We start from the raw sequence: 24,830 nt of genomic DNA on the forward strand, positions 1-24,830 counted from the left end.
GCATGGCCGTTCCCGGCACAGAACCGTCCCTGGGCGCGCCCGCCGCGCGTCCGTGGTTCCGCCGTCTCTGGTATGCGGCGCTGATCGCGCTCGCGGTCGCGCCGCCGATCGGCGCGGTCGGCTACATGCTCTATTCGGGCCTGCTCGCGCGCGAGACGCACAGGCTCGTTGTGCCCTACGACGTGTACTGGGACGCCGCGCAGTTCCAGCTCGCCTATGAGCGCTTCGAGAATCATGTATTGCTGTACCGCAACGGCATCGACGAGGATGCGAACGCCGTGCGCGCGAGCTATCGGCTGCTGCGCGCGCGGCTCAAACAGGTGTCGGAATCGGCGGGACTGTCGGATGGACACGAAGCGCTGCTGAACCGGCAGCGCGAAATCCAGCGGCAATTGCAGACCGCGCTCGATTCGATCCAACTGGACGTCGAAGGGCTACAGGCCGAGCGTCAGCACACCTTGCGCGTGATCGGCGTGCTGCGTCAGAACGCGCCGGCCGTCGCGGAACTGGCGAGCGGACGGCGGCTCATGGACGTGGCCGAGCGCGAGGCGATCGTGCGCGACTTCGAGGCGAAGCGCCGCTATCTCATCTACGGCGGCATCCTCTTGGGTCTGCTGTCGGCGGCGGCGACGGCGTTGCTGCTGATGAACGGGTATCGGCGCACGCGTCTCATCGAGCAGCAGCGCGCGGCGCTCGCGGCCGAGCATCAGGCGACCCGCGCGGCGCGCGAGGCCGGCGTCGCCAAGGACACGTTCCTCGGCATGATCAGCCACGAGTTGCGCACGCCGCTGCACGCGATCGTATCTTCGGTCGAATTGCTCGGGCTCAATGCGCGCGGCGATGCCGACCGCAGAATCATGCAGCGCCTGGAAACAGGGGCGCGCCAACTCGAAGCGCAGATGCGCGATCTGACCGACTACGCGCGTCTCGGCGCAGGCAAGCTCGAATTGCGCATGACGGTCTTCGATCCGGTGGAACTGCTCGATTCGATCGTCGATGCGAACACGCCCGCCGCGACCGCGAAAGGGCTGGAATTGCGCGGCGACTACGCGGGCGAGCGCCGGCCAATCGAATCCGACCCGCATCGCGTGCGGCAGATCGTGACGAATCTCGTGACCAACGCGATCAAATACACCGAAGTCGGGTCCATCGACGTGCATTTTGCGCGCACGGAGGAGCGCCTCGACATTTCGGTGATCGACACGGGCCCCGGCATATCGCGCGAGCAGTTGCCGCTTATTTTTCAGGAGTTCACGCAGCTCGATTCATCGAGCACGCGGCGTTTCGACGGCGCCGGAATGGGTCTCGCGGTGGTGCGCGGACTCGTCGACCTGCTCGGCGGGAGGATCGAGGTGTCGAGCGAAGTGGGACAGGGCGCCGCGTTTCGCGTGAGCCTGCCGGCGGTGTCGGCGGACCGGCTGCCCGGAGGCGAGCCGGAAGCCGACGCGCCCGAGTTGCGCAAATCGCGTGTGCTCGTGATCGACGACCACGAGTCGATCCGCGACTCGCTGCTCGAGATGCTCACGCACCTGGGTTATTCCGCAGTCGCCTTGCCCGATGTGGATAGCGCGCTCGCGTGGCTGCGCGAGAACGACGCCGACGTGATCCTCGCGGACTTGCATATGCCCGGCAAGGACGGCTACTCGTTCGCCAACGAATACCGCGCGCGCAGTGCGCCGGGAGCGAGCGTGCCGATCATCGCGGTGAGCGCCTACGCGCCGGAACTGGTGGACCCGAGCGCGGCGGTGCTGTTCTTCGACTACTTGCTCAAGCCCGTGCGCTATGAGGTGCTGAAGGGCGCGGTGCACCGCGCGGTGACCGTGCGCAGGCGCGTCGCGTAGGGTTCGCCGCTAGCTGCGCATCAGGCGCTTGGAAAGGTCCGCGACGAGAATGCCAAGGCGCGCGGGCTTCTCGAAACACGTCACGTTGTAGTCGCGGATGACCTGGCTGATCTCCGATTCGCTCGCCTTGCCCGTTGTGAGCTCGCCCGTGAGCACGAAGACCGGCGCGTCCGGGTTGTCCGACGCGCGCACCGCGCGGATCGCGTCCGCCGACGTATGCATGCCGAACAGCCAGTCCATTACCACGGCATCGAACACCTGCGTCTGCAGTGCTTCGAGGAAGGCGTCGAGGCCGTAGAAGGCCATCGCCGTGAAGCCGGTGGCTTCGAGATAGTCGTGCAGGTTGTCGGCGGAAGCGTGGTCGTCGTCCACCACGGCGATGATGGGCTTGTCGGTGTCCGGCCGGCGCGGCTGGATCTCGATTTTGTGAACGTCGCAGGCTTCCTGAAGCAGCACGCCTTCATGCTTCGAGACGATCCAGCGATTGTTGAGCTTTTGCGCGATGAAATCCGGACGGCTGCCTGCTTCCAGCGCACTGCCGACCCACGCCATGCAAGGAATCTCCACCGAACCGAGCTTGAAGACGGCGTCGTGCGCGGTGCCCTCGGTTTCGTCGGGGCGCGTATTGATCGAATCGAAGAGCTTGAGCGCGGGCTCGTCGAACGCATCGGCGACGCGGCGAATCTGCGCGAGCGTCCACGGACTGTTGCCGCGCAGCTTGCGATGGCCCTGCGAAAAGCTCAGGTCGAGAATGCGGCACAGCTCGGCAGTCTGCTGCCGCTTTCCGATGCCATGACGGCCCATCAGCTCGCGCACGCGCTCCGCGACGGCGAGGGATTCCGAAGAAGACGTTTCAGTGACCATACAGCCAGTCGGATACGTGAGAGTGGGAATCTACGGGGCGTGTTCGGCGCGGAACGGACGGCCCATGCGCAGTGATTCGATATTGTAAATGGCATGGGTCCGTGCACTCAAAATGCGTCGGCAGAAGGCTCGCCGCGGGCCCGCTCGCACCGGGCCGCGAACGGTCCTTCCGTTACGCCAGCGCCGATGCGCGTTCGTGCGCCGGTTTGGGCGCGACGGGGATCTCGTCGAGCAGCGTCGAAAGCTGATTTCGGGCGTCCCGTCCGCTGAATTCACGCAGCGTCGCGAGCAAGGTGCGCCACGGCGCGGGCCACCGCGTTTCGCGCACGCAGTGGCCGTTGACATCGGTGATGCGCAGAAGGGTGCTGTCGGGAAAGTAGGTGAGTGTGACGGGCGTTCCGTCGAGTACGCAGGTTGCAGTGCAGGCTTTCGGTGTGAACATACTTTTTTTGAGTTGAATGAGCGTCACGATTGGACGGTCGAGGGCTTTAGCAACGATCGTTCCCGGTGTTGCCCGCGCTGCGTGCGAACGGTGTCCATCGGCGAAATCCTGCATGAAAGTTCGCGATTGTTGAACGGAGTATTGCCGATTTTCGCGACAATTAGCGGCTTTGCCGGCGATACACTGCGAAGAATCGTTGAATGGAGCTAATTGTGTTGATTGCTGCTTTTCTGATTTGTCCGGTTGGCGTCGCGGCGCTTTTTGCATTCGCTTTTTTTGCGGACAGACATTTCAAAGACTCGCTTCCTGTTTCGCGCGGCCATGTGCCCCCGGCGCAGACCGTCCGCTCGCAACGCGACACGACATCCGGCGTGCTGCGGCGGTAAGCGATCCGCTTTTGTTATCGAACGATCGCCCTTTCGAATTGTTGCGCTATTGGCGCGGGACTATAGTGCCTCGACGGCATGACAACCATAGCGACAACAACGAAAGGAGACGAACCATGAACCGTATCGACCTGGCCGACCGCGTCGTGATCATCACCGGCGGGGCGCGGGGCATTGGCCTCGCGGTGGCGGAGCGGGCGCTCGAATCGGGCGCCGATGTGTCGCTGTGGGACGTCGACGGCGAGCGCCTCGCGCGCACGAGCGCGGAACTCTCGGCGAAGTACAAGGAGCGCAAGGTCAGCGACGCCGTCGTCGAACTGACCGACGAATCGTCCGTCGACGCCGCCGCGAACAAGACGCTGGCCATGCACGGCAGGATCGACGTGCTCGTGAACAATGCGGGCATCACCGGCGGCAACGGCACGACCTGGGAACTCGCGCCCGACGTGTGGCGCCGCGTGATCGACGTCAATCTGATCGGCCCGTATCTGACCTGTCGCGCCGTCGTGCCGCACATGCTGAAAGCGGGCTACGGGCGCATCGTCAATATCGCGTCGATCGCCGGTAAGGAAGGCAATCCGAATGCGTCGCACTACAGCGCGTCGAAGGCCGGGCTGATCGGCCTTACGAAATCGCTCGGCAAGGAGCTGGCGGGGAAGAACATCCTCGTGAACGCCGTGACGCCCGCCGCGGCCAAAACCGAAATTTTCGATTCGATGTCGCAGCAGCACATCGACTACATGCTCTCCAAGATCCCGATGAACCGCTTCCTGTTGCCGCAGGAAGCCGCGTCGCTGATTCTTTGGCTCTCCTCCGAGGACTGCGCGTTCAGCACCGGCGCGGTGTTCGACCTGTCGGGCGGACGCGCGACGTACTGATTGCGTCTTCGGGAGAATCGCGATGAATCACTCCGCCCAAGCGGAAGGCGCCGTCACGTCCCGCGTGATGCGCAGGCTCTTGCCGTTTCTGCTCCTCATGTACGTGCTCGCGTTTCTGGACCGCGCGAACATCGGCTTCGCGCAAAAGGCGCTGCAGCAGGACACCGGTTTGACGAATGCCGCGTTCGCGTTCGGCGCGGGCGTGTTCTTCGTCGGCTACGCGATGTTCGAGGTGCCGAGCAATCTGCTGTTGCATCGCGTCGGCGCGAAGCTGTGGATGTGCCGCATCATGGTGACGTGGGGCCTCGTCTCGGCTGCGATGGCCTTCGCGCATGACGCCACCACGTTCTACGCCTTGCGCTTTCTGCTCGGCGTGGCGGAGGCGGGCTTCTTTCCGGGCATCGTCTATTACCTGACGCGCTGGTTTGCGCAATCGTCGCGGGCGCGTGCGCTCGGCGTGTTTTATTTCGGCGCGCCGCTCGCGTTCATCTTCGGCGCGCCGCTGTCGGGCCTGCTGCTCGATCTGCACGGTGCGTTCGGTTTCAAGGGCTGGCAATGGCTCTTTCTCGTCGAAGGGCTGCTTGCGTCGATCGTCGGCGTATGCGCGTTCTGGTATCTCGACGACGATCCCGCGCAAGCCCGATGGCTCACCCAGGACCAGCGCGCGCTGCTCGTCGGCCGCCTCGACGAAGATGCGCGCATCGCCTCGTCGCACGGTCCGCGCAGCGTGCTCGCGTCGCTCGTCGATCCGCGCGTGCTCGTGCTGTGCTGTGTGTATTTCCTGATTCAGGCTGCGGTATATGGCGTCGTCTTCTATTTGCCGCAACAGGTGTCGGCGCTGCTGGGCACCAAGGTGGGCTTTCGCGTCGGGCTCGTGACGGCGCTGCCGTGGATCGCCGCCGTGATCGTCACGTGGATCGTGCCGCGCTACGCCGATCGCACCGGAAGGCATCGTCCGTGCGCGGTGGCGCTGCTTGCGATGTCGGGCATTGCGATCGGCGTGTCGGGCGTTGCGTCCTCGCCCGTCGTCTCGATCATCGCGCTGTGCTGCGCGGCGAGCGGCTTCATCGCCGCACAGCCGCTCTTCTGGACCTTTCCGACGCGCTATCTCACGGGCGCGGCCGCCGCGGCCGGTATCGCACTCATCAATTCGCTCGGCGGACTCGGCGGCTTCTTCGCACCGATGGCCCGCACCGCCGCCGAAGCCGCGTTCCATTCGACGAGCGCCGGCCTCCTGGTGCTCGCGGGCGCGAGCGTGCTCGCGGCGCTCATCATCGTCGCGCTGGTGCGCGTGCCGGGGCGCATCGAACACGCGCACATCGCCGACGCCGCGAACGCGTCCTGAACCACGAAACCACACGTACGGAGCCTCATCATGTCCATGCCCACGATCGCCCAAGTGCGCGCCTTCACCGTTCGCGGCGGCGGTGCCGATTATCACGACCAGGGCGCCGATCACTGGATCGACGATCACATCGCCACGCCGATGGCCCGCTATCCCGAGTACCGCAAGAGCCGTCAGTCGTTCGGGCTGAACGTGCTGGGCTCGCTCGTCGTCGAGATCGAGGCGAGCGACGGCACCGTCGGCTTTGCGGTGACGACGGGCGGCGAAATCGGCGCGTTCATCGTCGAGAAGCATCTGGCGCGCTTTCTCGAAGGGCAGCGCGTAACCGACATCGAAAAGATGTGGGATCAGATGTACAACGCGACGCTCTACTACGGCCGCAAGGGCATCGTGCTCAACGCGATCTCGGGCGTCGATCTCGCGCTGTGGGATCTGCTCGCGAAAGTGCGCAAGGAGCCGGTGTTTCAATTGCTCGGCGGTCCGGTGCGCGACGAGCTGCAGTTCTACGCGACCGGCGCGCGCCCCGATCTCGCCAGGCAGATGGGCTTCATCGGCGGCAAGATGCCCTTGCAGCACGGCCCGGCGGAAGGCGAGGAAGGGCTCGCGAAAAATATCGCGAAGCTCGCGGACATGCGCGCGAAAGTCGGCGACGATTTCTGGCTCATGTTCGATTGCTGGATGAGCCTCGACCTCAACTACGCGAAGCGTCTCGCGAATGCGGCGCGCGAGCACGGCCTGAAGTGGATCGAGGAAGCGCTGCCGCCCGACGACTACTGGGGCTATGCCGAACTGCGCCGTTCGGTGCCGCGCGGCATGATGGTCACGACCGGCGAGCACGAAGCGACGCGCTGGGGCTTTCGCATGCTGTTCGAGATGGGCTGCGCGGATCTGGTTCAGCCGGATGTCGGCTGGTGCGGCGGCATCACCGAGCTCATCAAGATTTCGGCGCTTGCGGATGCGCACAACGTGCTCGTCGTGCCCCACGGTTCGTCGGTGTACAGCTATCACTTCGTCGTGACGCGGCATAACTCGCCGTTCGCCGAGTTCCTGATGATGGCGCCCAAAGCCGATCAGGTCGTGCCGATGTTCACACCCTTGCTGCTCGACGAACCCGTGCCGGTGAACGGCCGCATGAAGGTGCCGGAGACGCCGGGCTTCGGCGTGCGGCTGAATCCGGAATGCAAGCTCGAAAGACCCTATACGCACTGACCACACTGAAAGAGGCCTCTCATGCTGCTGGAAAACAAGGTCGTCGTGGTGACGGGCGGGTCTCGCGGCATCGGCCGGGCGATCGCGCTCGCGAGCGCGCGCGAAGGCGCCGATGTCGCGATCAACTACTGGGGCGACAACGACAGGTCTTACGGCAAGGCATCGGCGGTGGAGTCGATCGTCCGCGAGATCGAGGCGTTGGGGCGGCGCGCGATCGCCGTCGAAGGCAACGTCGCCGAGCGGGATACGGGCATCGAGTTGATCGCCCGCACGGTCGATGCCTTCGGCCATGTCGACGTGCTGTCGAGCAACGCCGGCATCTGTCCGTTCCACGCGTTTCTCGACATGCCCGCTTCTGTCTACGAATCCACCGTCGCGGTGAACCTGAACGGCGCGTTCTACGTGACCCAGGCCGCGGCGAACCAGATGAAGACGCAGGGCACGGGCGGCGCCATCGTTGCGACGAGTTCGATCAGCGCGCTCGTCGGCGGCGGCATGCAGACGCACTACACACCGACCAAGGCGGGTGTTCACTCGCTGATGCAATCCTGCGCGATCGCGCTCGGGCCGTATGGCATCCGCTGCAACTCGGTGATGCCGGGCACCATCGCGACGGACCTGAACGCCGATGACCTTTCGGATAGGGACAAACGCGCGTATATGGAAAAGCGCATTCCGTTAGGCCGCCTCGGCGAACCCGACGATGTCGCGCAATGCGTCGTCTTCCTCGCCTCAGACCGCGCGCGCTATGTGACTGGCGCGTCCCTCCTCGTGGATGGCGGTCTGTTCGTCAATCTTCAGTGAGGCGACACCGCCGAATACTTGCGCAACAGCGCGATGAAGTACTCGGCGGGCTCGCTCAAGGTCTCGAACTTGCGTCGCAGCAGCCCGAACCCAGACAGGCTCTTGCCGATCTCGATCGGCAACTCGATCAGCAATTGCGCCCGCAAATAATCCCGCACGACGGATTCCGGCAGCATCGCGACGGCTTCGCTGTTTTGCAGCAATTGCAGCGTGGCGAAGATGGACGCGCATTCGACGATGTCGGCCGGCGTCGACAGCCCGGCGCGCGCGAGTTCGTCTTCGAAGAGGCCGCGCGCGGGACTCGTGATCGGCTGCAAAATCCACGGCCAGCCGACGAGTGCGGCGAGTACGAGTCCGGTCTTCCCGGCAAGCGGATGCCCCGCGCGCACGACGAGGCGCATCGCCTCGCGCGCGAGCGGTTCGAAGTCGAAATCGTTGTGCTGCAAAGGCGTCGTCAGACGGCCGAGCGCGAGATCCACTTCGCGGCGATGCAGCAATTGCACGACCTGATCGCTCGTCTCACCGAGGATGCGCACGTTCAGAAGCGGCCGCTCCGACTTCAGTTCGGTGACGGCCATCGCGAGCACATCGGGCGCGGCGCCCATGATCGCGCCGACCGTGAGCTGACCGTGACCGCCACGGCGCTTGGCGTCGAGATCGTCGGCGAAGCGGGTCAGGTCCGCCAGCGAGCGGCGCGCATAGGCGAGCGCGGCGGTGCCGAGCGGCGTCGGCTGCATGCCGCGCGCATTGCGCTCGAAGAGCAGAAACCCGAATGCTTCCTCGATATCCGCAAGCATGCGGCTGGCGCTCGGCTGCGCGACGTTGATCGTCTCGGCGGCCTGATGCAGATTGCGCGCGTCGTCGAGCGCGACCAGCAGCGCGAGATGCTTGAACTTCAGCCGATTGACCAGCGCATTCGGCGACACACTTTGGGACACGTTCTGAATCATTCGACAGCCCGCTTTGAGCCGCGCGAAGATGCGGCGCAGCGATACGTTTTTGCGATCGGCCAATCCTGCAATCGGATTGTCGTGTTATCGGTCGGCGAATTATAGTCGCAGCACAACGAGTCTCGACCACAGGGATTCACCAATCAAAAGAAGGCGGGCCGCCATGGAGACAGTGGCATTTCGCATGACCTTGAAGCCGGGCATGCGCGAGGAATACGAGAAGCGCCATCGCGAGATCTGGCCGGAACTGGCCGATGCGCTGCGCGAGGCGGGCATCCGCGATTACCGGATCTTTCTCGACGAATCGACCGGGCATCTCTTCGCCATTCATCAGCGCACGGATACGCATACGACGAACGCATTGCCGACGCTGCCCATCATGCGCAAGTGGTGGGACACCATGGCCGAGTTGATGGAGACGCACGCGGACAACGCTCCCGTGACGGTGCCGCTCGTGCCCGTCTTTCATCTTCCCTGAAACCTTCGCCGCTTTCGCGAGGAGCGCAACCATGCAGGTCGTCGATCCGCATATTCACCTGTGGGATCTGTCCACGCATCATTACCCCTGGCTCGCGAATCCGCAGACGTCGTTCGTCGGCGATGCGCGCGATCTGCAGCACGACTATCTGCTGGCGGATCTGCTGCGCGACGCGGAAGACATCGAGGTGTTGAAGCTCGTGCACGTCGATGCGAATCACGATCCCGCCGATCCCGTCGAGGAAACGCGCTGGCTGCAATCGGTAGCGGACAAGGACGGCATGCCGAATGGCATCGTCGCAGGCGCGGATTTGTCGGCGGAGAACGCCGAGCAAGTGCTCGAAGCACATGCGGCATTCGCCAATACGCGCGGCATCCGCCAGATTCTCAACGTGCATCGCAACAAGCTGTACGACTACGTCGGGCGTCATTACATGCGCGAGCCGCAGTGGCGCAGGCACTTCGCGTTGCTGAGGCGCTTCGGCATGTCGTTCGACCTGCAGCTTTATCCATCGCAGATGGAAGAGGCCGCGCAACTCGCGCGCGAGCATGCGGACACGCAATTCATCGTCAATCATGCGGGCATGTTCGTGGACCGCGACTCGACGCCGGGGTATCGCGCGTGGCGCGAAGGGATGCGCATGCTGGCTGCGTGCCCGAACGTCGCGGTGAAGCTGAGCGGCTTCGCGATGTTCGATCATGACTGGACCATCGAGAGCCTGCGTCCTTACGTGCACGAAACCATCGACACGTTCGGCAGTGACCGCGCGATGTTCGCCTCGAACTTTCCGGTGGACCGGTTGTTCGGCACGTATACGGCGTTGTGGAACGCGTATGCGCGCATCGTCGGCGATGCGAGCGACAGCGAAAAGCAGGCGCTCTTCGTTGGCAACGCGCAACGCATTTATCGCATCTGAGAGGTGAACACATGACGATGCCACGTCTTGAACTGAGACATGCGAGCAAGTCGTTCGGCCGGGTGCGCGCGCTCGGCGACGGCAGCCTGCAACTCTTTCCCGGCGAAGTGCACGCGTTGCTCGGCGAGAACGGCGCGGGAAAATCGACGCTCGTGAAGCTGCTCGCGGGCGTCTATCAGCCCGATGCGGGCGAGTTGCTCGTCGAAGGCGTCGCGCGCCGCTTCGCCAGTCCGGCCGAGGCGCGCGATGCGGGCATCGCCGTGATCTATCAGGAGCCGACGCTTTTCGCGGACCTCTCGATCGCCGAGAACATTTACATGGGCAGGCAGCCGCGCGATCGCTTCGGGCGCATTCGCTACGACGAGATGCATCGCGAAGTCGATGCGCTGCTGTCGTCGCTCGGCGTGAATCTGCGCGCGCAACGCCTCGTGCGCGGGTTGTCGATCGCGGACCAGCAGGTCGTCGAGATCGCGAAGGCTTTGTCGCTCGACGCGAACGTGCTCATCATGGACGAGCCGACCGCCGCGCTCTCGCTGCCCGAAGTGGAACGGCTTTTCGCGATCGTGCGCGCATTGCGCGAGCGCGACGTGGCGATTCTTTTCATCACGCATCGTCTCGATGAAGTGTTCGCGCTGACGCAACGCATGACGATCATGCGCGACGGCATGAAGGTGCATGACGCGCTCACGCAGGACATGAGCATCGATGCGATCGTGAGCAGGATGGTCGGCCGCGATCTCGACACGTTCTATCCGAAAGCCGATGTCGCGCCCGGCGACGTGCGTCTCTCGGTGCGCAATCTCACGCGGGAAGGCGTGTTCAAGAACGTGTCCTTCGACGTGCGCGCGGGCGAGATCGTCGCGCTGGCGGGACTCGTCGGCGCGGGACGCAGCGAAGTCGCGCGTGCGATCTTCGGCATCGATCCGGTCGATGGCGGCGAAGTGAAGATCGCGGGCAAAAAGCTCGCGCTGGGACATCCGGCGACGGCCGTGCGCGCGGGACTCGCGCTCGTCCCGGAGGATCGTCGCGCACAAGGGCTCGCGCTGGAACTGAGCATCGCGCGCAACGCATCGCTTACCGTGCTCGGACGTCTGATGCGTCACGGACTCATCACGGCGAAGAGCGAATCGACGCTCGCGGCGGACTGGGGCAAGCGGCTTCGTCTCAAGGCGAGCGATCTCGAAGCGCCCGTCGGCACGCTGTCGGGCGGCAATCAGCAGAAAGTCGTGCTCGGCAAATGGCTCGCGACGATCCCGAAGGTGCTGATCATCGACGAGCCGACGCGCGGCATCGACGTGGGCGCGAAGGCGGAGGTGTATCGCACGCTCGCGGAACTCGTGAAGGAGGGCATGGCCGTGCTGATGATATCGAGCGAACTGCCTGAAGTGCTCGGCATGGCCGATCGCGTGCTCGTGATGCACGAAGGCCGCATCAGCGCGGATATTGCTCGCGCCGATGCGAACGAAGAACGCGTGATGAGCGCAGCGCTTGGCGCCACGCCGGACTCTCTGGGACGCGCAGCATGATGACACGACACTCTCCGACGCTACCCGCGATGCCGCCGTCCGACACGAAGCGCGAAAGCCTCGCGGTCTCGATCGCAAAGAGCCGCGAATTGACGCTCTTCATCGTGCTGCTCGTATTGATCGGCGCGACGGCCGCGGTCAAGCCCGACTTCCTCAATCTGCAGAATCTGCGCGACGTGCTGCTCAACGTGTCGATCATCGGCTTGCTTACGGCAGGCATGACGATCGTGATGCTGATGCGGCATATCGATCTGTCCGTTGCGTCGGTGGTCGGCGTGTCGGCCTATGCGGTCGGCAGCCTCTTCGTGGTGTTCCCGCACATGCCGGTGATCGTCGCGATGCTCGCGGGCATCGGCATCGGGCTTGCGATCGGCGCGGTCAACGGCGCGCTCGTCACGTTCGGACGCGTGCCATCGCTCGTCGCGACGCTTTCCACGCTCTATATCGTGCGCGGCGCGGATTACGCGTGGGTCCACGGCGGCCAGATCAACGCGACGAGCCTGCCCGATGCGTTCGCGTCCATCGCGACAGGCGCGCTCTTCGGCGTGCCGAATCTCGTGCTGATCGCGCTGGTCGTGCTGATCGCGTTGTCGGTGTATCTGAAGCAATATCGCGGCGGGCGCGAGCACTATGCGATCGGCTCGAACCCCGAAGCCGCGCGGCTCGCGGGCATACGCGTGGACCGGCGCGTGATGATCGGCTTCCTGCTCTCCGGCGCCATTGCCGGTCTCGCTGGCGTGCTGTGGCTCGCGCGCTTCGGCACCGTCGATGCCAGCACGGCGAAGGGCATCGAGCTGCAGGTGGTCGCGGCGGCCGTGGTGGGCAGCGTCGCGATCACGGGCGGCGTCGGGACGATCGCGGGCGCCACGCTCGGCGCGCTCGTGCTCGGCGTCATCAATATCGCACTGGTGGTGTTGCGCGTGTCGCCGTTCTGGCAGCAGGCGATTCAAGGCGCGCTGATCGTTGCGGCGATCGCGCTCGATACATTGCTCGCGCGCTCGGTCGCGCGCCGCATGATGAGGAAACGCGATCATGGCTAAACCCGATTCCGCGCTGTCCACGACGCGCCGCCGCCACCTGCAATGGGAAGCGATGCTCGCGATCGTGCTCGTCGTTTCGCTCGTCGCGGGGCGTGTGCTGTCGCCGCTCTTTTTGTCCGGGGCGAATATCTCGAACATGCTCGCGGACTTCACCGAGATCGCGCTGATCGCGCTGCCGATGACGCTCATCATCGTTGCGGCGGAAATCGATCTGTCGGTGGCGTCGGTGCTGGGCGCATCCAGCGCGCTCATGGGCGTGCTATGGCACATGGGTTTGCCGATGCCGCTCGTCATCGTCCTCGTGCTGATGTTCGGCACGCTCGCGGGCTTGTTCAACGGCCTCGTGATCGTGCGCTTCGGTCTGCCGTCGCTCGCTGTGACGATCGGCACGCTCGCATTGTTTCGCGGTCTCGCATACGTGCTGCTCGGCGATCAGGCCATCGCGGATTTTCCCGCGTCGTACACGGCGTTCGGTATCGACACGGTCGGCAATACCTTTCTGCCGATGCCGTTTGTCCTGGTTATCGCGGGCGCAGTCGTCTTCACGGTAGTGCTGCAGGCGACACCTTTCGGCCGGAGCCTATTTGCGATCGGCGCGAATCCGACGGCCGCGCAGTTCTCGGGTATCGATGTCGCGAAGACGAAGCTCAGGCTCTTCATGATGTCGGGCGCGATGGCGGCGCTCGCGGGCATCGTCTATACGTTGCGCTTCACGAGCGCCCGCGGCGACAACGGCGAGGGCTTCGAGCTTTCCGTGATCGCGGCGGTGCTGTTCGGCGGCGTGAGCATTTTCGGCGGACGCGGCTCGATGATCGGCGTGCTGCTGTCGCTCGTGATCATCGGCGTGTTGCGCAATGCGCTGACGCTCGCGGATGTATCGAGCGAAACGCTGACGATCGTGACGGGCGCGCTGTTGCTCTCGTCGGTGTTGATACCGAATCTCGTCGCGCGCTGGCGGGCCGCGCGCGAAAAGCGTCTGATGGCGCAGGCGCTTTGATCAGTGTGATGTCCGTTGCGGGTATCCGTTGCAAACCAGCGCAGTCATGCGCAATGACAGGAGACTTTACGACATGAAAAAGCCCATTCGATTCCCGCGCGGCCCGGCGCTGGCGGCGGCCTTGCTGGCCGCGACCGTCGCGCTGACGGCGAGCGCCGCCGATATCAAGAGCGGTTTGAAGATCGCCTTTTTGCCGAAGCAGATCAACAATCCGTACGAAGTGATCGCCGACGACGGCGGCATGGCCGCGATCAAGGAGATGAAGGGCGAGGGCAAGGTGGTCGGGCCGTCGGATGCGGGCGCTTCATCGCAGGTGAGCTATATCAACACGCTCATCACGCAGCGGCAAAATGCGATCGTGATCGCGGCAAACGATGCGAACGCGGTCGTGCCGTATCTGAAGAAAGCGATGTCGCAGGGCATCAAGGTCGTGACGTTCGATTCCGATACTGCGCCCGATGGCCGGCAGGTCTTCGTGAATCAGGCCGATTCGGAAGCGATCGGGCGCGGGCAGATTCAGTTGCTGTCGAAGCTGATCGGCGGCGAGGGCGAGTTCGCGATTCTCTCGGCGACGCCGAACGCCACGAATCAGAACACCTGGATCAAATGGATGCAGGAGGAGCTCAAGAAGCCCGAATATTCGAAGATGAAGCTCGTGAAGATCGCCTATGGTAACGACGACGATCAGAAGTCGTTCGTCGAAACGCAGGGCTTGTTGCAGGCGTATCCGAATCTGAAGGGCATCGTCGCGCCGACATCGGTGGGGATCGCGGCGGCGGCGCGCTATATCTCGAGTTCGCCGGCAAAGGGCAAGGTCGTCGTGACGGGGCTCGGCACGCCCAATCAGATGCGCGCGTTCGTGAAGAACGGCACGGTCAAGGCGTTCCAGTTGTGGGATCCGGGCCAGTTGGGTTATCTCGCGGCATTCGCGGCGGCGAATCTCGCATCGGGGACGATCACCGGCAAGGAAGGCGATTCGTTCGATGCCGGCAAGCTCGGCAAGCGGACGGTGGGCAAGAGCGGCGAAGTGATCCTCGGGCCGCCGACTACGTTCGATGCGGCGAATATCGATAACTTCAATTTTTGAGGACGCGGGGTCGCTGCGGACCTGAGAGAAACGAAACGCCCTTCGGGGCGTTTCGTTTTTCAGCGGGTGCCGTGTTGTCGATGCGTGCCGCAAATGCCTTTTCGATCAGCGAGTTGGGTCGATGCTCCCAGGGCTATCCACAGGGCTCTCCACAAAAACTGTGGATAGATTTGCGATGTGGTGCATCAACCCCGCGCCTCGAATTTGCCCCGCTTCGAAAACCGGGGACAACCGCACACAGTCATTTGATCGCCTGCCCGGCTCTCAGCACCTGCACCGCCGTCGCCGATTCGAACTGCGCGTGGACCGTATCGCCTGCCTTCAGCCCCGCAAGCGACACGTCCGGCGCGACTTCGAGCGTCACCGTCCGGCTCGGCCCGCGCAAGGTCACGCGCCGGTTCTTCGCATCGACCCGCTCGATCGTCCCGATCACCTCGACGATGCGCGCCTGCGCCATCACGCCGCCCGACGCCGGGATCGCCGCTTCAGTGTCGATGCGCTGACGTATCCCGTCGGACTTCATCTTCGTCGCGCGCACGAGCAGTGCGCTGCGATATTCGATGTTGACGATATCGCCCAACTGAAGCTTCTTGACATTGCCGATCTCGGGATTCACCGCCACTTCCACGACACGGCCGGCCGGACCCTGCAGCGACACGCTGTTAGTCACGGGATCGATGCCGACCACGCGTGCCTGCACTTGCGCGATTGCTGCCGCACCGCGCGCGGTCGGCGCCGACGCCGCATCCTGAGCCGATGCATTGCCGATCGCCGTGAAGGCGAGAGCCGCACAGGTCGCGAGAAGCGTGACGGAGCGATGCGGCCATTGAGTTGACGAACGAATCATGGGTTGCCTCCTTGTTTTCAGATAGCGCTTCATTCACTGTCACAAACGACGCCCTCATCGGCGCGACTTCGACAACAAGTGCCCCAGCCCGAGATTGGTGGCGATCTGCCAGATATAGACGCGCGAGTAGCGCACGCCATAGCGCCGCTCGATCACTTCGCGCAGACGGGCATTGGTCCAGGTATCGCTCCCGAAGCCATGCTCTCTGGCCGACCCTTGCAGCGCGGCGGCGATCCAGTCGAGCGCCTCGCGATCGAGCACCGACGCGCGCCCGCCGACGCCCATCTTCGCGAGCGCGTCGAGACCGCCCTCGGTGACGATGGCCTTGTAGCGCCGCACTGTCTGCACGGAAAGATGCAGTTGCTCGGCCACCGCCTCGACCGACGCGCCATCGAGCAGCATGCGTCCCGCCGTCATGCGTCGCACGACGCTCGGCAGTGTGTCGGGACGGGAGAGCATGGCGTGCGCCGCTCGATCGTTCGGATTACGTGCGATCGTTCGTGACGTCAGGCACGGCCGCGAGAAGCGGAGCCGGCCCTGATGCTCGTCCTTGTGCCCGTCGATGCGCGCGAGCGATGGATGCAACGTTGCGGCGTCCGTATGCGTTCATGCTTGCCCCCTTGTCGAATGGAGACGGCGGGACTTGATCGGGCGTGCTTGACGTCGGCCGATGTGCGGCTCGCATAGCCGGGCCGACTTACAGAGAAGTACCAATAAACGTTTTCAGGCTCGACGGGCAACCATCGGCGAAAATTTTTTCGGCTTGATAAATTTCGGCGAATTGCCTATGAACGCTGCCGATGAGCAGCGGATGCGCGATCGGCGACGCAAGGCGCGACGCGGCGTGCAATGCCGCGCGCGTCCGTTTCAACGCGTGTGTTCGGTGGCATTCAGACGAACGACATGCCATTCATACGCCGCACGTGCGTCATGCGCCGTGCGCCGTGGAACGGACGTATCCAGGTGATCGACGACGTGTCAAACGCGATAGAACTCGATGTCCTGGCCGGCGTGAACCGCGCGCTTGAGCCACTCGGGCATATCGCCGAGGCCGTCCCACGTATCGCCATTTGCGTTTCGGAATATCGGTGCGGCGCCATCCCCGGAGTGCGGAAACAAAGGCAATTGCGGCATCGGCCGTTTTGCCTTGGACGCGCCATGAGCCCCGTTGGTCTTGGTGAAGGAGGGCGGTGGTGTTACCACCGGCGCTTCGGCCAGTGCTTCAGCCAACGCGGTCTCGGTAATGCCGAACTCAGCCATTCGGCTGCGCAAATACGCAATGATGCTGTCTCGCTTTCTTTCGTCCACGGCTTTCCTGATTCAGCTTTTGATTTTCAGAAGACGAGCCGAAACCCCGCGCGGACCGGGGCGGCTCGATGACTCGAATATAAGTGTTTTATGAAGCGTGACGCAGTGCCTGGCTCGCGTCAATTAGTGTATTTACCGCACGTCTATTAATTCGCCCGGTGACCTGGCCTTTAATACGGGCATTGCCCGAATGCGAACGTTGGCCCGCCCCGCGCATCGCCGTGACGGACGCGCGAAACATATGCGCGCGGAAAGTCACGTCGGGGAGCCACGAACCGATGGCGAGGCCCGCACCGCCATGAAGCATGGCGTTCGAACCTCGCTTAACCCTATTGTATGCTGCTTGTGGCAACTATTAAAACGTTTTAACGACTGTGTTGTTCCCCCGGTAATTCGGCACCATGCGCGCGAATGGCGGCAATCAGTTCCGCGGGTGTTATTTCATAACGCACTTCGCGGTGAATGCCGGGTTTGCGCTCGTCGATTTCAATCAGCAGTACGGCTTTGCCGTCCGCGGCGGGTTCGAGGCGCAGCGAACGCACTTCCTGTCCGCTGGCATCGTCGTATTCCGTCAGGAGCGTCATGGCGCCGGTGGCGGCGCTTCTCGGCATTGACATTCTTCCTCCCGTCTTGCGACGTCATTGTTGTTGTTTCACCGCGCCATCCACCGGCGTGCACGAAATTCGGGCGCGCTGCATTGGGATTCAGATTGGCGAATGAGGCGGACGCGAAAGGCGGCGCGGCCAGCGCCACCCTCCGGTATCTCATTATTGCCTGTCAAAAGTGCGCGCGTCCAGCGTGAGGCGCGCGGGAAACTTGTGGCCCTTTTTTTTGTGCGGCGTCGTTTGGGCTCACGCGCCCTGGCCGATCGCGTCCCGCGCCTGGCTCGCGAGCTCGAAGGAACGCAGGCGTGCCTGTTGATCGAAAATCTGCGCGGTGATGATCAGCTCGTCCGCCTGCGTCTGGTCGATCACCGAGCGCAGGCCGGCTTCCACATCGGCCGGAGCGCCCACTACCGAGCACGCCAGCGAGTGTTCGACGCCCGCGCGCTCGGCGTCGCTCCATGCGATCGATTCGACCGGTGGCGGCAACTGGCCGGGCGTGCCGCGACGCAGATTGATGAATTGCTGTTGCAGCGACGTGAAGTGGAAGCGCGCTTCCTCGGCGGTATCGGCGGCGAAGACGTTGACGCCGACCATCACATAGGGCTTTTGCAGGGACGCGGACGGGCGGAACTGCTTGCGATAAACCTCCAGCGCGGTCAGCAGATAATCCGGTGCGAAATGTGACGCGAACGCAAACGGCAGCCCCAGCGCGGCCGCGAGCTGCGCCGAAAAGAGGGATGAGCCGAGCAGCCAGATCGGCACATGCAGCCCGGCGCCGGGCACGGCGCGCACGCGCTGGCCTTCGACCGGATCGGCGAAATAGCGTTGCAACTCGACGACATCATCCGGGAACGACTCGGCGCTGCCGTGCAGATCGCGGCGCAGCGCACGCGCGGTGGTCTGGTCGGTGCCGGGCGCGCGCCCGAGCCCGAGGTCGATGCGCCCCGGAAACAGCGACGCGAGCGTGCCGAACTGCTCGGCAATCACGAGCGGCGCGTGATTCGGCAGCATGATGCCGCCCGAGCCGACGCGAATCGTCGTCGTGCCCGCCGCGATATGGCCGATCACGACAGCAGTCGCCGCGCTGGCGATGCCCGTCATGTTGTGGTGCTCCGCGAGCCAGTAGCGCAGATAGCCCCAGCGCTCGGCGTGCCGGGCGAGATCCAGCGAATGGGCGAAGGCGTCGGCCGGCGTCGAGCCGAGCGGAACCGGAGAAAGGTCGAGTAGCGAGAAGGGGATCATTGCGGCGTTCCGAAAGCGCGGCGGATCGCGATGCGACCGCACCGCGGCGCATGCCACGCGCTGAAAGAATTGATTGTGCCGAAACTGGGAGAATCCTGCCGGATCGGGCGGGCGCGGCTCGGTCAGGCGAGTCGCGGATAGCCGCGGCCGATGGCGTCGCGTTCGTAGTCGAGAATCGGCGCGTAGTCGGCCTGTGTGCGCCGTACGACGCCTCTGAGCCTCAGCCGGGCGGCGAGCGCGGGATCGTGATCGAGCGCGCCGGCGAGTGCCTGCAAAATTGTGTCGATTGCGTCCTGCGGCACGCGCATCGACGCGATGAAAGGCAGCGCGGCCGCGCTCGCCGTCATGCCGAGCGCGCGCACGCCGTCCGTCAGTTCCGGCAGGTGCGCCTGCGCGAACGCGAACGTGACGCAGTCGATCGCGGCGACATCCGCGCGCCCCTCGGCGAGCGCACGCAGCGAGGCGAGATGCGCGCCGGTCTTCGTCACCGAGGCGAAGAACCGTCCGTCGTGCGCGAAAGGGGCGACTGCGTGGCGGAAGAGATTCATGCCGCTGTTGGAATCATCGTCGTTATAGGCGGCGCGCAGGCCGCGGCAACGTTCGATCGTCTGCGCGCCGACATGCCCGCCGGCGACGAGCACGCTGCGATAGGTGCCGCTTTCGCAGCCGGGCACATCGAAATCGGGCGCGCCGATGAGCCGCACGCGATCGGCTAACGCATGCACGAGCGGATAGCCGCAGGTCTGCGAGAACAGCACATCGCCGCGCAGCCAGAAGGCGGTGAGATCCCTATCGGGATCGACAATGTCGAGCGTATCGCCGCGCGCGCTCAGCCAGTCCGCGAGATGCTCACGCACATGCGCGAGCAGCGTGCGCCAGTCCGCGGCGAGCGCGGGCGTCACGTTGTACATCGGCAGGGCGGCGAGCCAGTGCATCGGGAACGGGTAACGAATGACGATGACGGATCGTACAGCGCGGCGCGTCAGCTCGCGAGGCTGGCCGTATCGCCGCTGCGCGCGCTCGGGCGTCGGCCGCTCGGCGACTCGGCAACGGCGAACGGATGCACCGGTTCGGCCGCCTGCGCGAACGCATGGCGAATCGCCCATTCGCCGTATCCCCGCACGACGAACCCGCCGTTGCTCGCGCGATAGCCGTCGCGCCGGCGGGCATACACCTGGCCGAGCGCGAACCACGGCACGCCGGGCAGGTCGTGATGGACGGCGTGATAGTTGTTGTTGAGAAAGAGCAGACGCCACGGCCACGCGGCTTCGTTCACGACCGTACGTTCGCTTTCCTTCTCCGCCGCACGATGCTCCTGAAACGAGCGCACCGAAGCGAGCGCGAGCGACGCATAGCCGACGCCGAACACGAATGCGCGCCACGGAATGCCGCATCGCGTTTCGAGCCAGCTCGCGAGCAGCACGAGCGACGCGAGATGCGCCGCCCAGCTCGCGACGATCCGCCAGCGCCGCTCGACGACGGCCTGCGCCGCCTCGCGCCACGATGCCGCGATCGAGAACCACGGTCCGATCAGCATGCGGCCCGCGAAGGTGTTGCGCGCGGCGAGGGCGGCGCGCAAGACGGGGCCGGCGCTCGCCCATTGCGCCGGCGTCACGTAAAAGCTTTCGGGGTCGCGGCCGGGTTCGGTCAGATGCGCGTCGTCGTGATGACGCAGATGCGATTCCCGGTAGACCTCGTAGGGAAACCACACCGCGAGCGGGGCGATGCCGAAGAGCATGTTGAGAAGCGGCCAGCGCGTTGGATGCCCGTGCATCAGCTCGTGCTGCAGCGACATATACCAGCACGACAGCGCCGCGAGCAGCGCGATGGACGGCACGAGGCCGATCGTGCGGGCGTTGAGCGCGACGCCGAACCAGCCGCCGTAGATCGCGACGATCACCGCCCACGTCGGCCATTCGCTGCGCCAGCGCCAGCTTTCGCGTTGGTTCTGGAGTTCCTGGCGCTGGGCGTCGTCGAGATAGCGGGGCATGGCGGACTTCGATAAAGACGAAGGGCCATGCTAGCGGCGCCGCTTGCCCGTCCCAACCAAGGAATTCGGCTAAGGATTGCGCGATCGGCGCAATAAGCATTCGTCGATGCGGCCGATTTTTGGCCACGCATTCGCCCACGGTATCCTTGATTACTTCAATACCGCATGCGCGCGCCTATGACCGAATCGTTCGAGCCCGCTTCCGCGTCGCATCCGAGGCATCGAAAATCGCCGCGCAAATCCGCGCGTCTCATCGCCGGCCTGATCGCCTTCAACGTGTTCGCGTGGCTCTGGGCGCTCGCCGCGTTCCGCCACTATCCGCTGTTGCTCGGCACATCGCTGCTCGCGTATTCGCTCGGGCTGCGTCATGCGGTCGACGCCGACCATATCGCCGCGATCGACAACGTCACCCGCAAGCTGATGCAGGAAGGCAAGCGGCCGCTCTTCGCCGGATTCTTTTTTTCGCTCGGACATTCGACGATCGTCGTCGCGGCCACCGCGCTGATCGCCGCGACCGCGATGGCCGTGCAGGGCCGCTTCACCGAGTTTCGCGAGATCGGCGGGATCATCGGCACGTCGGTGTCGTCGCTATTCCTGTTCGCCATCGCTGCGATGAACCTCTTCGTGCTGCGCGGCGTGTGGCGCGCATTCAGACGCGTGCGGCGCGGCGAGTCCTGCCGCGACGAAGACATCGACATGCTCGCGGTCGGCGGCGGACCGCTCGCGCGCATCGCGCGGCCGCTCTTCAGGCTGATCGGCAAGAGCTGGCACATGTATCCGCTCGGCTTTCTGTTCGGGCTCGGCTTCGACACGGCCACCGAAATTGGTCTAATGGGCATCGCGGCCGCCGAAGCCGCGCGCGGCATGCCGGTCTGGTCGATTCTCGTGTTTCCGGTGCTCTTCACGGCCGGCATGTCGCTCATCGATACCGCGGACAGCCTCCTGATGACGGGCGCCTACGGCTGGGCGTTCACGAAACCGATCCGCAAGCTCTACTACAACCTCACCGTCACGCTCGTGTCGGTGCTGATCGCGTTGCTCGTCGGCGGCATCGAGGCGCTCGGGCTGATCGCGGACCGGCTGCAACTGAAGGGCGGACTGTGGGACATGGGCGCGTCGCTGTCCGAGCACTTCGGGATGCTCGGCTATGGAATCGTTGCGATCTTCGCCGCGTGCTGGCTGGTTTCCGCGCTCATTTACAAGTGGCGCGGCTATGACTCGATCGACCGCACCATCGCCCGCTAGCGTCATGGGCATCGTTCGTGCTTCGTCAATGCCTCAGCCGCTCATCCACTCTCCGTATCGAGCGGCGTTCAGGGAGAACGAACATGAACGAGCCGCAAGCCGGCGACTCCGCCAAGGGGAATTCCGCTGGAGCGGACTCGCCGCACCTCGATAGCGCCGAACAGGAACAGGCCGCCGAACACTCGGCGCCGCATCCGCTCGTCATCCATGAGATCGTGCGCGAGGAAGGCGAAGTCGCGATGGAGCGCACGTTCGCCGCGCTGATGTGGTCGGCGCTCGCCGCCGGCCTCTCGATGGGCTTCTCCTTTCTCGTCCAGTCGATCCTCGAAGGCGCGCTGCCGGACACGGCATGGCGCGGCCTCATCTCGAGCTTCGGCTATACGATCGGCTTCGTCTTCGTCATCCTCGGACGTCAGCAGCTCTTTACCGAAAGCACGCTCACGGCGGTGCTGCCCGTGCTCACGCGGCGCGATCTCGTGACCTTGTTCAAGACGCTGCGTCTCTGGGCGATCGTGCTCTTCTTCAACCTCGTCGGCACGGCGATCTTCGCCGCCATCCTGCAGATTCGCGGCGTATTCGCGCCAGAAGTGATCGATGCGCTCGCCAAGGTCGCGATGACGCCGCTTTCCGCCGAGTTCGGCGTGACCGTCGTGCGCGGCGTGTTCTCCGGCTGGCTGATCGCGCTCATGGTTTGGCTCCTGCCGAGCGCGCGCTCGGGGCGTCTCCTGACCATCCTGCTCGTGACGTACACGGTCGCGGTGAGCAAGCTCACGCACGTCATCGCGGGATCGGTCGAAGCGGCGTACGCGGTGATGATCGGCGCGGCCAGCATCCCCGACTACTTTTTCGTGTTTCTCGTGCCGACGTTCATCGGCAACGTGATCGGCGGCGTGTCGCTCGTCGCGATCATCAATCATGCGGCGATCGCGCCGGAAATCTGAGTGCCGCGAGCACGCCGCGATCGAAGACGATCGCCCTTACTTGTTGCTGCCCGCGCCCGTGCCGTACAGGCCGTTATTGAAGCCGCCGCTGCCCTCGGACTTGCGATCCTTGCCCGCGGTCGCGGCGCGGCCCTTGGCGGCATCCTTCGACTGCGGTTTCTGCGATTCATGCATGGCGGTGCCCGACGGAGCGGCGCTCGATGTCGAATCGGACTGACGATTGTCCTGATTGCCGGCGCCGCCGCCGTTCGTGATCTGCGCGACCCCGTACGTGCTGAACGCTGCCATGAGACTGGCGAGGACGGCATTCGCGAGCAGCGGACCGGGCCGGCGCGAGGCGCGCGCGTGGTCGTGACGAACTGTGGACATGACAACTCCCGGCATGATCGAAGGACTTGCTATCGAGCATGAACGGTGCCCGGCGGCGGCCGGACGCGTCCGCAATGCATCGGAGTCGAAAGTTCGAGCACCGCTGCACGCCCGGCTCGTCACGAAACGCGGGCGTGAACGACGGAATCGCGCCGCGGCGCGAGCGGCGAAAGCGGTTGTCAGGCCGCTTTCGCCCAAAGCCTGTTGGTCGACTTCCTGCGGCTGCCGGAGCCGTCGCGGGGGCCGTTGTCTACCGTGTCGAGCGCGATGCGCAGCGCCTCGATGCGCTGTTTCTGCGCGGGCACGAGCGCGTAACCCTTCATCACCGCGGTAAGACGCTCGCGCCAGTACTCGACGTTGAGCGTGCCGGAAGATTGTTTGTGCATGGTGCGGAGTTGCGCGAGCGCGCGCTCGATGTGTTGAAGCTCGACGTCCGCCATCGCCGAGGGCAAAAGGCTGCCCTTGGTCTCGCTTTTCTTCTTCATTTTTCTGGTCTTCCTCTCGGCCATACGGCGCGTGGTCCCGACATCGGACACGCGCACCGTCCAGGCACCCCGTTCACCCGCGCATTTTTTTGTAGCGTTGCGGGCGGCCCTTGCTCTTTTCTTCGGTAGACCGATCGTTACCCGTCTCAGCGAGTTCGATCGTTAGCAAAAATGTACGCAACGCAAGCCTGCAGGCTCCGTCTGTCATCGCACATTCATGTGAGGAAGCGGGGATTTCGATGTTGCGCCGCGCCAGGGCGGCGCGGATCGATCGGGACGACGAGACAACGACCCTTATTCGGCGCCTTCGGCGGGCGCTTTCGCCGTGCGCTTTCCGCTGCGGCCGATCTGCTCTTCCATCGCGAGATCGAGCTTGCTCACCTTGCGCGGCTTGCCTGGCTCGCGCGCATTGACGAACGCGACGAACTCGTCCATCGGCATGGGATCGGAGAGCTTTTTCGAGCCTTCGGCCGAGCGCTCGGCGAGATAGAAGAGCCCGCCCGGCATCGAGATGGCCGCGTAGTTCGCGTTGCCGCTGCGTGTCTTGAGCCGTTCCACGGCCCCGATGGCTTTGGTCGAGCGCATGATGTGCCTGCTTATTTCTGGGGTTCGTCGTGGGCGGTCGCGTCGGCCGGCGCGCATTTCTTGCCCGCGCCCTCGATCCACAGATTCGACGGATGACGCTGCCCCGGATAGAAGCGATACGTGGTCTCGCCGTTGTCGTAACGGACCTTGATCACGTTCGAATCGCCGAATTCGAGCATCACGCCTTGCGGAATGGCCGTCTTCTGGAATTTGGCGTCGTGCTTCTTCGCCTCGTCGGCGATGCACTGGACGATGCCGTTCACCTTGTTGTCAGTCGATGACTTCTCGACTTCGGGTTGTCCCGCGTCTTCGTTATGAAACTGTGCGCAAGCGGCGAAAAGCACAGGCAACGCGAGCGCCGCGGCGAGTTTTTTCATGGTCTTTCCCGTTTGATCTCTTGGTGCCGGACACGACATTAGAGCATAAGCCCTTTACAGTCCGGGCAGGTTC

At 64.4% G+C, this 24,830-nt stretch carries 29 protein-coding genes; 14 read left to right on the forward strand and 15 right to left on the reverse strand.

The window, feature by feature from the left end; genetic code table 11:
- Nucleotides 1–2 precede the first annotated feature (2 nt).
- Entirely contained in the window at nucleotides 3–1,841 is a 1,839-nt protein-coding gene (locus NCR38_RS16525) for an ATP-binding protein (RefSeq protein ID WP_061115937.1), read from the forward strand.
- Between the two features lie 9 nt (nucleotides 1,842–1,850).
- Here NCR38_RS16525 and NCR38_RS16530 read toward each other — a convergent pair whose 3' ends face one another.
- Together NCR38_RS16530 and NCR38_RS16535 are read right to left on the reverse strand one after the other, a co-directional pair.
- A complete protein-coding gene (locus NCR38_RS16530; RefSeq protein ID WP_061115936.1) occupies nucleotides 1,851–2,705 on the reverse strand; it encodes a helix-turn-helix domain-containing protein in 855 nt (284 codons plus the stop codon).
- 172 nt (nucleotides 2,706–2,877) lie between these two features.
- Nucleotides 2,878–3,261 (reverse strand): hypothetical protein, encoded by a 384-nt coding sequence (locus NCR38_RS16535; protein ID WP_311394671.1) that lies wholly within the window; start codon nucleotides 3,259–3,261, stop codon nucleotides 2,878–2,880.
- Nucleotides 3,262–3,347: 86 nt separating this feature from the next.
- Between NCR38_RS16535 and NCR38_RS16540 the strand changes: the two genes are divergently transcribed.
- The 5 genes from NCR38_RS16540 (at nucleotide 3,348) to NCR38_RS16560 (ending at nucleotide 7,769) form a co-directional block, all read left to right on the forward strand.
- Nucleotides 3,348–3,533 carry a hypothetical protein gene (locus tag NCR38_RS16540; protein WP_250477396.1) on the forward strand — a complete coding sequence of 62 codons (186 nt, stop codon included), beginning with the start codon at nucleotides 3,348–3,350 and terminating at the stop codon, nucleotides 3,531–3,533.
- A 116-nt stretch (nucleotides 3,534–3,649) separates the two neighbouring features.
- Nucleotides 3,650–4,411, forward strand: coding sequence for an SDR family NAD(P)-dependent oxidoreductase (locus NCR38_RS16545; protein ID WP_061115933.1), 762 nt, complete (start codon nucleotides 3,650–3,652; stop codon nucleotides 4,409–4,411).
- A 22-nt stretch (nucleotides 4,412–4,433) separates the two neighbouring features.
- The gene (locus NCR38_RS16550; RefSeq protein WP_250477397.1) at nucleotides 4,434–5,756 is read left to right on the forward strand and encodes an MFS transporter; all 1,323 of its coding nucleotides are present in this window, start codon (nucleotides 4,434–4,436) and stop codon (nucleotides 5,754–5,756) included.
- Nucleotides 5,757–5,786: 30 nt separating this feature from the next.
- Complete coding sequence (rhmD, locus tag NCR38_RS16555) at nucleotides 5,787–6,965, forward strand: L-rhamnonate dehydratase (protein ID WP_250477398.1); 1,179 nt, start codon at nucleotides 5,787–5,789, stop codon at nucleotides 6,963–6,965.
- 21 nt (nucleotides 6,966–6,986) lie between these two features.
- Complete coding sequence (locus NCR38_RS16560) at nucleotides 6,987–7,769, forward strand: SDR family NAD(P)-dependent oxidoreductase (RefSeq protein ID WP_061115930.1); 783 nt, start codon at nucleotides 6,987–6,989, stop codon at nucleotides 7,767–7,769.
- Here NCR38_RS16560 and NCR38_RS16565 read toward each other — a convergent pair.
- A complete protein-coding gene (locus tag NCR38_RS16565; protein WP_284502306.1) occupies nucleotides 7,763–8,719 on the reverse strand; it encodes a LysR family transcriptional regulator in 957 nt (318 codons plus the stop codon). The genes NCR38_RS16560 and NCR38_RS16565 overlap by 7 nt on opposite strands.
- 163 nt (nucleotides 8,720–8,882) lie before the next feature.
- Between NCR38_RS16565 and rhaM the strand changes: the two genes are divergently transcribed.
- The 6 genes from rhaM (at nucleotide 8,883) to rhaS (ending at nucleotide 14,763) form a co-directional block, all read left to right on the forward strand.
- Nucleotides 8,883–9,197: an L-rhamnose mutarotase gene (rhaM, locus tag NCR38_RS16570; RefSeq protein WP_061115929.1), complete on the forward strand. Its 315-nt coding sequence runs from the start codon at nucleotides 8,883–8,885 to the stop codon at nucleotides 9,195–9,197.
- 31 nt (nucleotides 9,198–9,228) lie between these two features.
- Entirely contained in the window at nucleotides 9,229–10,113 is an 885-nt protein-coding gene (locus NCR38_RS16575) for an amidohydrolase (protein ID WP_061115928.1), read from the forward strand.
- A gap of 17 nt (nucleotides 10,114–10,130) precedes the next feature.
- Nucleotides 10,131–11,639, forward strand: a complete 1,509-nt coding sequence (locus NCR38_RS16580) for a sugar ABC transporter ATP-binding protein (RefSeq protein WP_061116106.1) — start codon at nucleotides 10,131–10,133, stop codon at nucleotides 11,637–11,639.
- Nucleotides 11,639–12,679, forward strand: a complete 1,041-nt coding sequence (locus tag NCR38_RS16585) for an ABC transporter permease (protein WP_061116105.1) — start codon at nucleotides 11,639–11,641, stop codon at nucleotides 12,677–12,679. The genes NCR38_RS16580 and NCR38_RS16585 overlap by 1 nt, the downstream gene beginning before the upstream one ends.
- Nucleotides 12,672–13,676, forward strand: a complete 1,005-nt coding sequence (locus tag NCR38_RS16590; RefSeq protein ID WP_061115927.1) for an ABC transporter permease — start codon at nucleotides 12,672–12,674, stop codon at nucleotides 13,674–13,676. Before NCR38_RS16585 ends, NCR38_RS16590 begins: the two co-directional genes overlap by 8 nt.
- A 73-nt stretch (nucleotides 13,677–13,749) precedes the next feature.
- Nucleotides 13,750–14,763: a rhamnose ABC transporter substrate-binding protein gene (rhaS, locus tag NCR38_RS16595; protein WP_061115926.1), complete on the forward strand. Its 1,014-nt coding sequence runs from the start codon at nucleotides 13,750–13,752 to the stop codon at nucleotides 14,761–14,763.
- Between the two features lie 241 nt (nucleotides 14,764–15,004).
- On the opposite strand, the gene NCR38_RS16600 is transcribed toward rhaS, so the two are convergent.
- The 8 genes from NCR38_RS16600 to NCR38_RS16635 all read right to left on the reverse strand — a co-directional run bounded on the left by NCR38_RS16600 (nucleotide 15,005) and on the right by NCR38_RS16635 (nucleotide 20,755).
- Nucleotides 15,005–15,610 carry a copper-binding protein gene (locus tag NCR38_RS16600; RefSeq protein ID WP_061115925.1) on the reverse strand — a complete coding sequence of 202 codons (606 nt, stop codon included), beginning with the start codon at nucleotides 15,608–15,610 and terminating at the stop codon, nucleotides 15,005–15,007.
- Between the two features lie 54 nt (nucleotides 15,611–15,664).
- A complete protein-coding gene (locus tag NCR38_RS16605) occupies nucleotides 15,665–16,069 on the reverse strand; it encodes a helix-turn-helix domain-containing protein (protein ID WP_061116104.1) in 405 nt (134 codons plus the stop codon).
- A 238-nt stretch (nucleotides 16,070–16,307) separates the two neighbouring features.
- Complete coding sequence (locus NCR38_RS16610; protein WP_250477400.1) at nucleotides 16,308–16,481, reverse strand: hypothetical protein; 174 nt, start codon at nucleotides 16,479–16,481, stop codon at nucleotides 16,308–16,310.
- Between the two features lie 107 nt (nucleotides 16,482–16,588).
- The gene (locus NCR38_RS16615; RefSeq protein ID WP_061115924.1) at nucleotides 16,589–16,918 is read right to left on the reverse strand and encodes an H-NS family nucleoid-associated regulatory protein; all 330 of its coding nucleotides are present in this window, start codon (nucleotides 16,916–16,918) and stop codon (nucleotides 16,589–16,591) included.
- Nucleotides 16,919–17,283: 365 nt separating this feature from the next.
- The gene (locus NCR38_RS16620) at nucleotides 17,284–17,529 is read right to left on the reverse strand and encodes a hypothetical protein (RefSeq protein WP_008353523.1); all 246 of its coding nucleotides are present in this window, start codon (nucleotides 17,527–17,529) and stop codon (nucleotides 17,284–17,286) included.
- A 240-nt stretch (nucleotides 17,530–17,769) separates the two neighbouring features.
- Nucleotides 17,770–18,765, reverse strand: coding sequence for an LLM class flavin-dependent oxidoreductase (locus NCR38_RS16625; protein WP_061116103.1), 996 nt, complete (start codon nucleotides 18,763–18,765; stop codon nucleotides 17,770–17,772).
- 122 nt (nucleotides 18,766–18,887) lie between these two features.
- A complete protein-coding gene (locus NCR38_RS16630; protein ID WP_061115923.1) occupies nucleotides 18,888–19,700 on the reverse strand; it encodes a phosphate/phosphite/phosphonate ABC transporter substrate-binding protein in 813 nt (270 codons plus the stop codon).
- Between the two features lie 47 nt (nucleotides 19,701–19,747).
- A complete protein-coding gene (locus tag NCR38_RS16635) occupies nucleotides 19,748–20,755 on the reverse strand; it encodes a fatty acid desaturase (protein ID WP_061115922.1) in 1,008 nt (335 codons plus the stop codon).
- A gap of 177 nt (nucleotides 20,756–20,932) precedes the next feature.
- On the opposite strand from NCR38_RS16635, the gene NCR38_RS16640 reads away from it, so the two are divergent.
- Nucleotides 20,933–22,000 carry a HoxN/HupN/NixA family nickel/cobalt transporter gene (locus NCR38_RS16640; protein ID WP_250477401.1) on the forward strand — a complete coding sequence of 356 codons (1,068 nt, stop codon included), beginning with the start codon at nucleotides 20,933–20,935 and terminating at the stop codon, nucleotides 21,998–22,000.
- Between the two features lie 83 nt (nucleotides 22,001–22,083).
- Complete coding sequence (locus NCR38_RS16645; protein WP_061115921.1) at nucleotides 22,084–22,941, forward strand: formate/nitrite transporter family protein; 858 nt, start codon at nucleotides 22,084–22,086, stop codon at nucleotides 22,939–22,941.
- Between the two features lie 36 nt (nucleotides 22,942–22,977).
- Here NCR38_RS16645 and NCR38_RS16650 read toward each other — a convergent pair whose 3' ends face one another.
- The 4 genes from NCR38_RS16650 to NCR38_RS16665 form a co-directional block, all read right to left on the reverse strand.
- Nucleotides 22,978–23,310 carry a hypothetical protein gene (locus NCR38_RS16650; protein WP_061115920.1) on the reverse strand — a complete coding sequence of 111 codons (333 nt, stop codon included), beginning with the start codon at nucleotides 23,308–23,310 and terminating at the stop codon, nucleotides 22,978–22,980.
- Nucleotides 23,311–23,489: 179 nt separating this feature from the next.
- Nucleotides 23,490–23,846, reverse strand: a complete 357-nt coding sequence (locus tag NCR38_RS16655) for a hypothetical protein (protein ID WP_250477402.1) — start codon at nucleotides 23,844–23,846, stop codon at nucleotides 23,490–23,492.
- Nucleotides 23,847–24,089: 243 nt separating this feature from the next.
- Nucleotides 24,090–24,380 (reverse strand): hypothetical protein, encoded by a 291-nt coding sequence (locus NCR38_RS16660; protein WP_061115918.1) that lies wholly within the window; start codon nucleotides 24,378–24,380, stop codon nucleotides 24,090–24,092.
- Nucleotides 24,381–24,391: 11 nt separating this feature from the next.
- A complete protein-coding gene (locus NCR38_RS16665; protein WP_061115917.1) occupies nucleotides 24,392–24,757 on the reverse strand; it encodes a hypothetical protein in 366 nt (121 codons plus the stop codon).
- Nucleotides 24,758–24,830: the final 73 nt, after the last annotated feature.

The sequence above is a fragment of the Caballeronia sp. INML1 genome, assembly GCF_023631085.1.
Taxonomy (GTDB): Bacteria; Pseudomonadota; Gammaproteobacteria; order Burkholderiales; family Burkholderiaceae; genus Caballeronia; species Caballeronia turbans.

What these genes read in the sequence shown, in the direction of transcription:
- NCR38_RS16625 (WP_061116103.1), bottom strand. Translation starts at nt 18,765, where the DNA reads ATGATCCCCTTCTCGCTACTCGACCTTTCTCCGGTTCCGCTCGGCTCG.
- rhmD (WP_250477398.1), top strand. Translation starts at nt 5,787, where the DNA reads ATGTCCATGCCCACGATCGCCCAAGTGCGCGCCTTCACCGTTCGCGGC.
- NCR38_RS16645 (WP_061115921.1), top strand. Translation starts at nt 22,084, where the DNA reads ATGAACGAGCCGCAAGCCGGCGACTCCGCCAAGGGGAATTCCGCTGGA.
- NCR38_RS16620 (WP_008353523.1), bottom strand. Translation starts at nt 17,529, where the DNA reads ATGCCGAGAAGCGCCGCCACCGGCGCCATGACGCTCCTGACGGAATAC.
- NCR38_RS16660 (WP_061115918.1), bottom strand. Translation starts at nt 24,380, where the DNA reads ATGCGCTCGACCAAAGCCATCGGGGCCGTGGAACGGCTCAAGACACGC.
- NCR38_RS16665 (WP_061115917.1), bottom strand. Translation starts at nt 24,757, where the DNA reads ATGAAAAAACTCGCCGCGGCGCTCGCGTTGCCTGTGCTTTTCGCCGCT.
- NCR38_RS16560 (WP_061115930.1), top strand. Translation starts at nt 6,987, where the DNA reads ATGCTGCTGGAAAACAAGGTCGTCGTGGTGACGGGCGGGTCTCGCGGC.
- NCR38_RS16545 (WP_061115933.1), top strand. Translation starts at nt 3,650, where the DNA reads ATGAACCGTATCGACCTGGCCGACCGCGTCGTGATCATCACCGGCGGG.
- NCR38_RS16565 (WP_284502306.1), bottom strand. Translation starts at nt 8,719, where the DNA reads ATGATTCAGAACGTGTCCCAAAGTGTGTCGCCGAATGCGCTGGTCAAT.
- NCR38_RS16635 (WP_061115922.1), bottom strand. Translation starts at nt 20,755, where the DNA reads ATGCCCCGCTATCTCGACGACGCCCAGCGCCAGGAACTCCAGAACCAA.
- NCR38_RS16530 (WP_061115936.1), bottom strand. Translation starts at nt 2,705, where the DNA reads ATGGTCACTGAAACGTCTTCTTCGGAATCCCTCGCCGTCGCGGAGCGC.
- rhaM (WP_061115929.1), top strand. Translation starts at nt 8,883, where the DNA reads ATGGAGACAGTGGCATTTCGCATGACCTTGAAGCCGGGCATGCGCGAG.
- NCR38_RS16580 (WP_061116106.1), top strand. Translation starts at nt 10,131, where the DNA reads ATGCCACGTCTTGAACTGAGACATGCGAGCAAGTCGTTCGGCCGGGTG.
- NCR38_RS16550 (WP_250477397.1), top strand. Translation starts at nt 4,434, where the DNA reads ATGAATCACTCCGCCCAAGCGGAAGGCGCCGTCACGTCCCGCGTGATG.
- rhaS (WP_061115926.1), top strand. Translation starts at nt 13,750, where the DNA reads ATGAAAAAGCCCATTCGATTCCCGCGCGGCCCGGCGCTGGCGGCGGCC.
- NCR38_RS16605 (WP_061116104.1), bottom strand. Translation starts at nt 16,069, where the DNA reads ATGCTCTCCCGTCCCGACACACTGCCGAGCGTCGTGCGACGCATGACG.
- NCR38_RS16525 (WP_061115937.1), top strand. Translation starts at nt 3, where the DNA reads ATGGCCGTTCCCGGCACAGAACCGTCCCTGGGCGCGCCCGCCGCGCGT.
- NCR38_RS16585 (WP_061116105.1), top strand. Translation starts at nt 11,639, where the DNA reads ATGACACGACACTCTCCGACGCTACCCGCGATGCCGCCGTCCGACACG.
- NCR38_RS16640 (WP_250477401.1), top strand. Translation starts at nt 20,933, where the DNA reads ATGACCGAATCGTTCGAGCCCGCTTCCGCGTCGCATCCGAGGCATCGA.
- NCR38_RS16650 (WP_061115920.1), bottom strand. Translation starts at nt 23,310, where the DNA reads ATGTCCACAGTTCGTCACGACCACGCGCGCGCCTCGCGCCGGCCCGGT.
- NCR38_RS16630 (WP_061115923.1), bottom strand. Translation starts at nt 19,700, where the DNA reads ATGCACTGGCTCGCCGCCCTGCCGATGTACAACGTGACGCCCGCGCTC.
- NCR38_RS16600 (WP_061115925.1), bottom strand. Translation starts at nt 15,610, where the DNA reads ATGATTCGTTCGTCAACTCAATGGCCGCATCGCTCCGTCACGCTTCTC.
- NCR38_RS16590 (WP_061115927.1), top strand. Translation starts at nt 12,672, where the DNA reads ATGGCTAAACCCGATTCCGCGCTGTCCACGACGCGCCGCCGCCACCTG.
- NCR38_RS16575 (WP_061115928.1), top strand. Translation starts at nt 9,229, where the DNA reads ATGCAGGTCGTCGATCCGCATATTCACCTGTGGGATCTGTCCACGCAT.
- NCR38_RS16535 (WP_311394671.1), bottom strand. Translation starts at nt 3,261, where the DNA reads ATGCAGGATTTCGCCGATGGACACCGTTCGCACGCAGCGCGGGCAACA.
- NCR38_RS16540 (WP_250477396.1), top strand. Translation starts at nt 3,348, where the DNA reads ATGGAGCTAATTGTGTTGATTGCTGCTTTTCTGATTTGTCCGGTTGGC.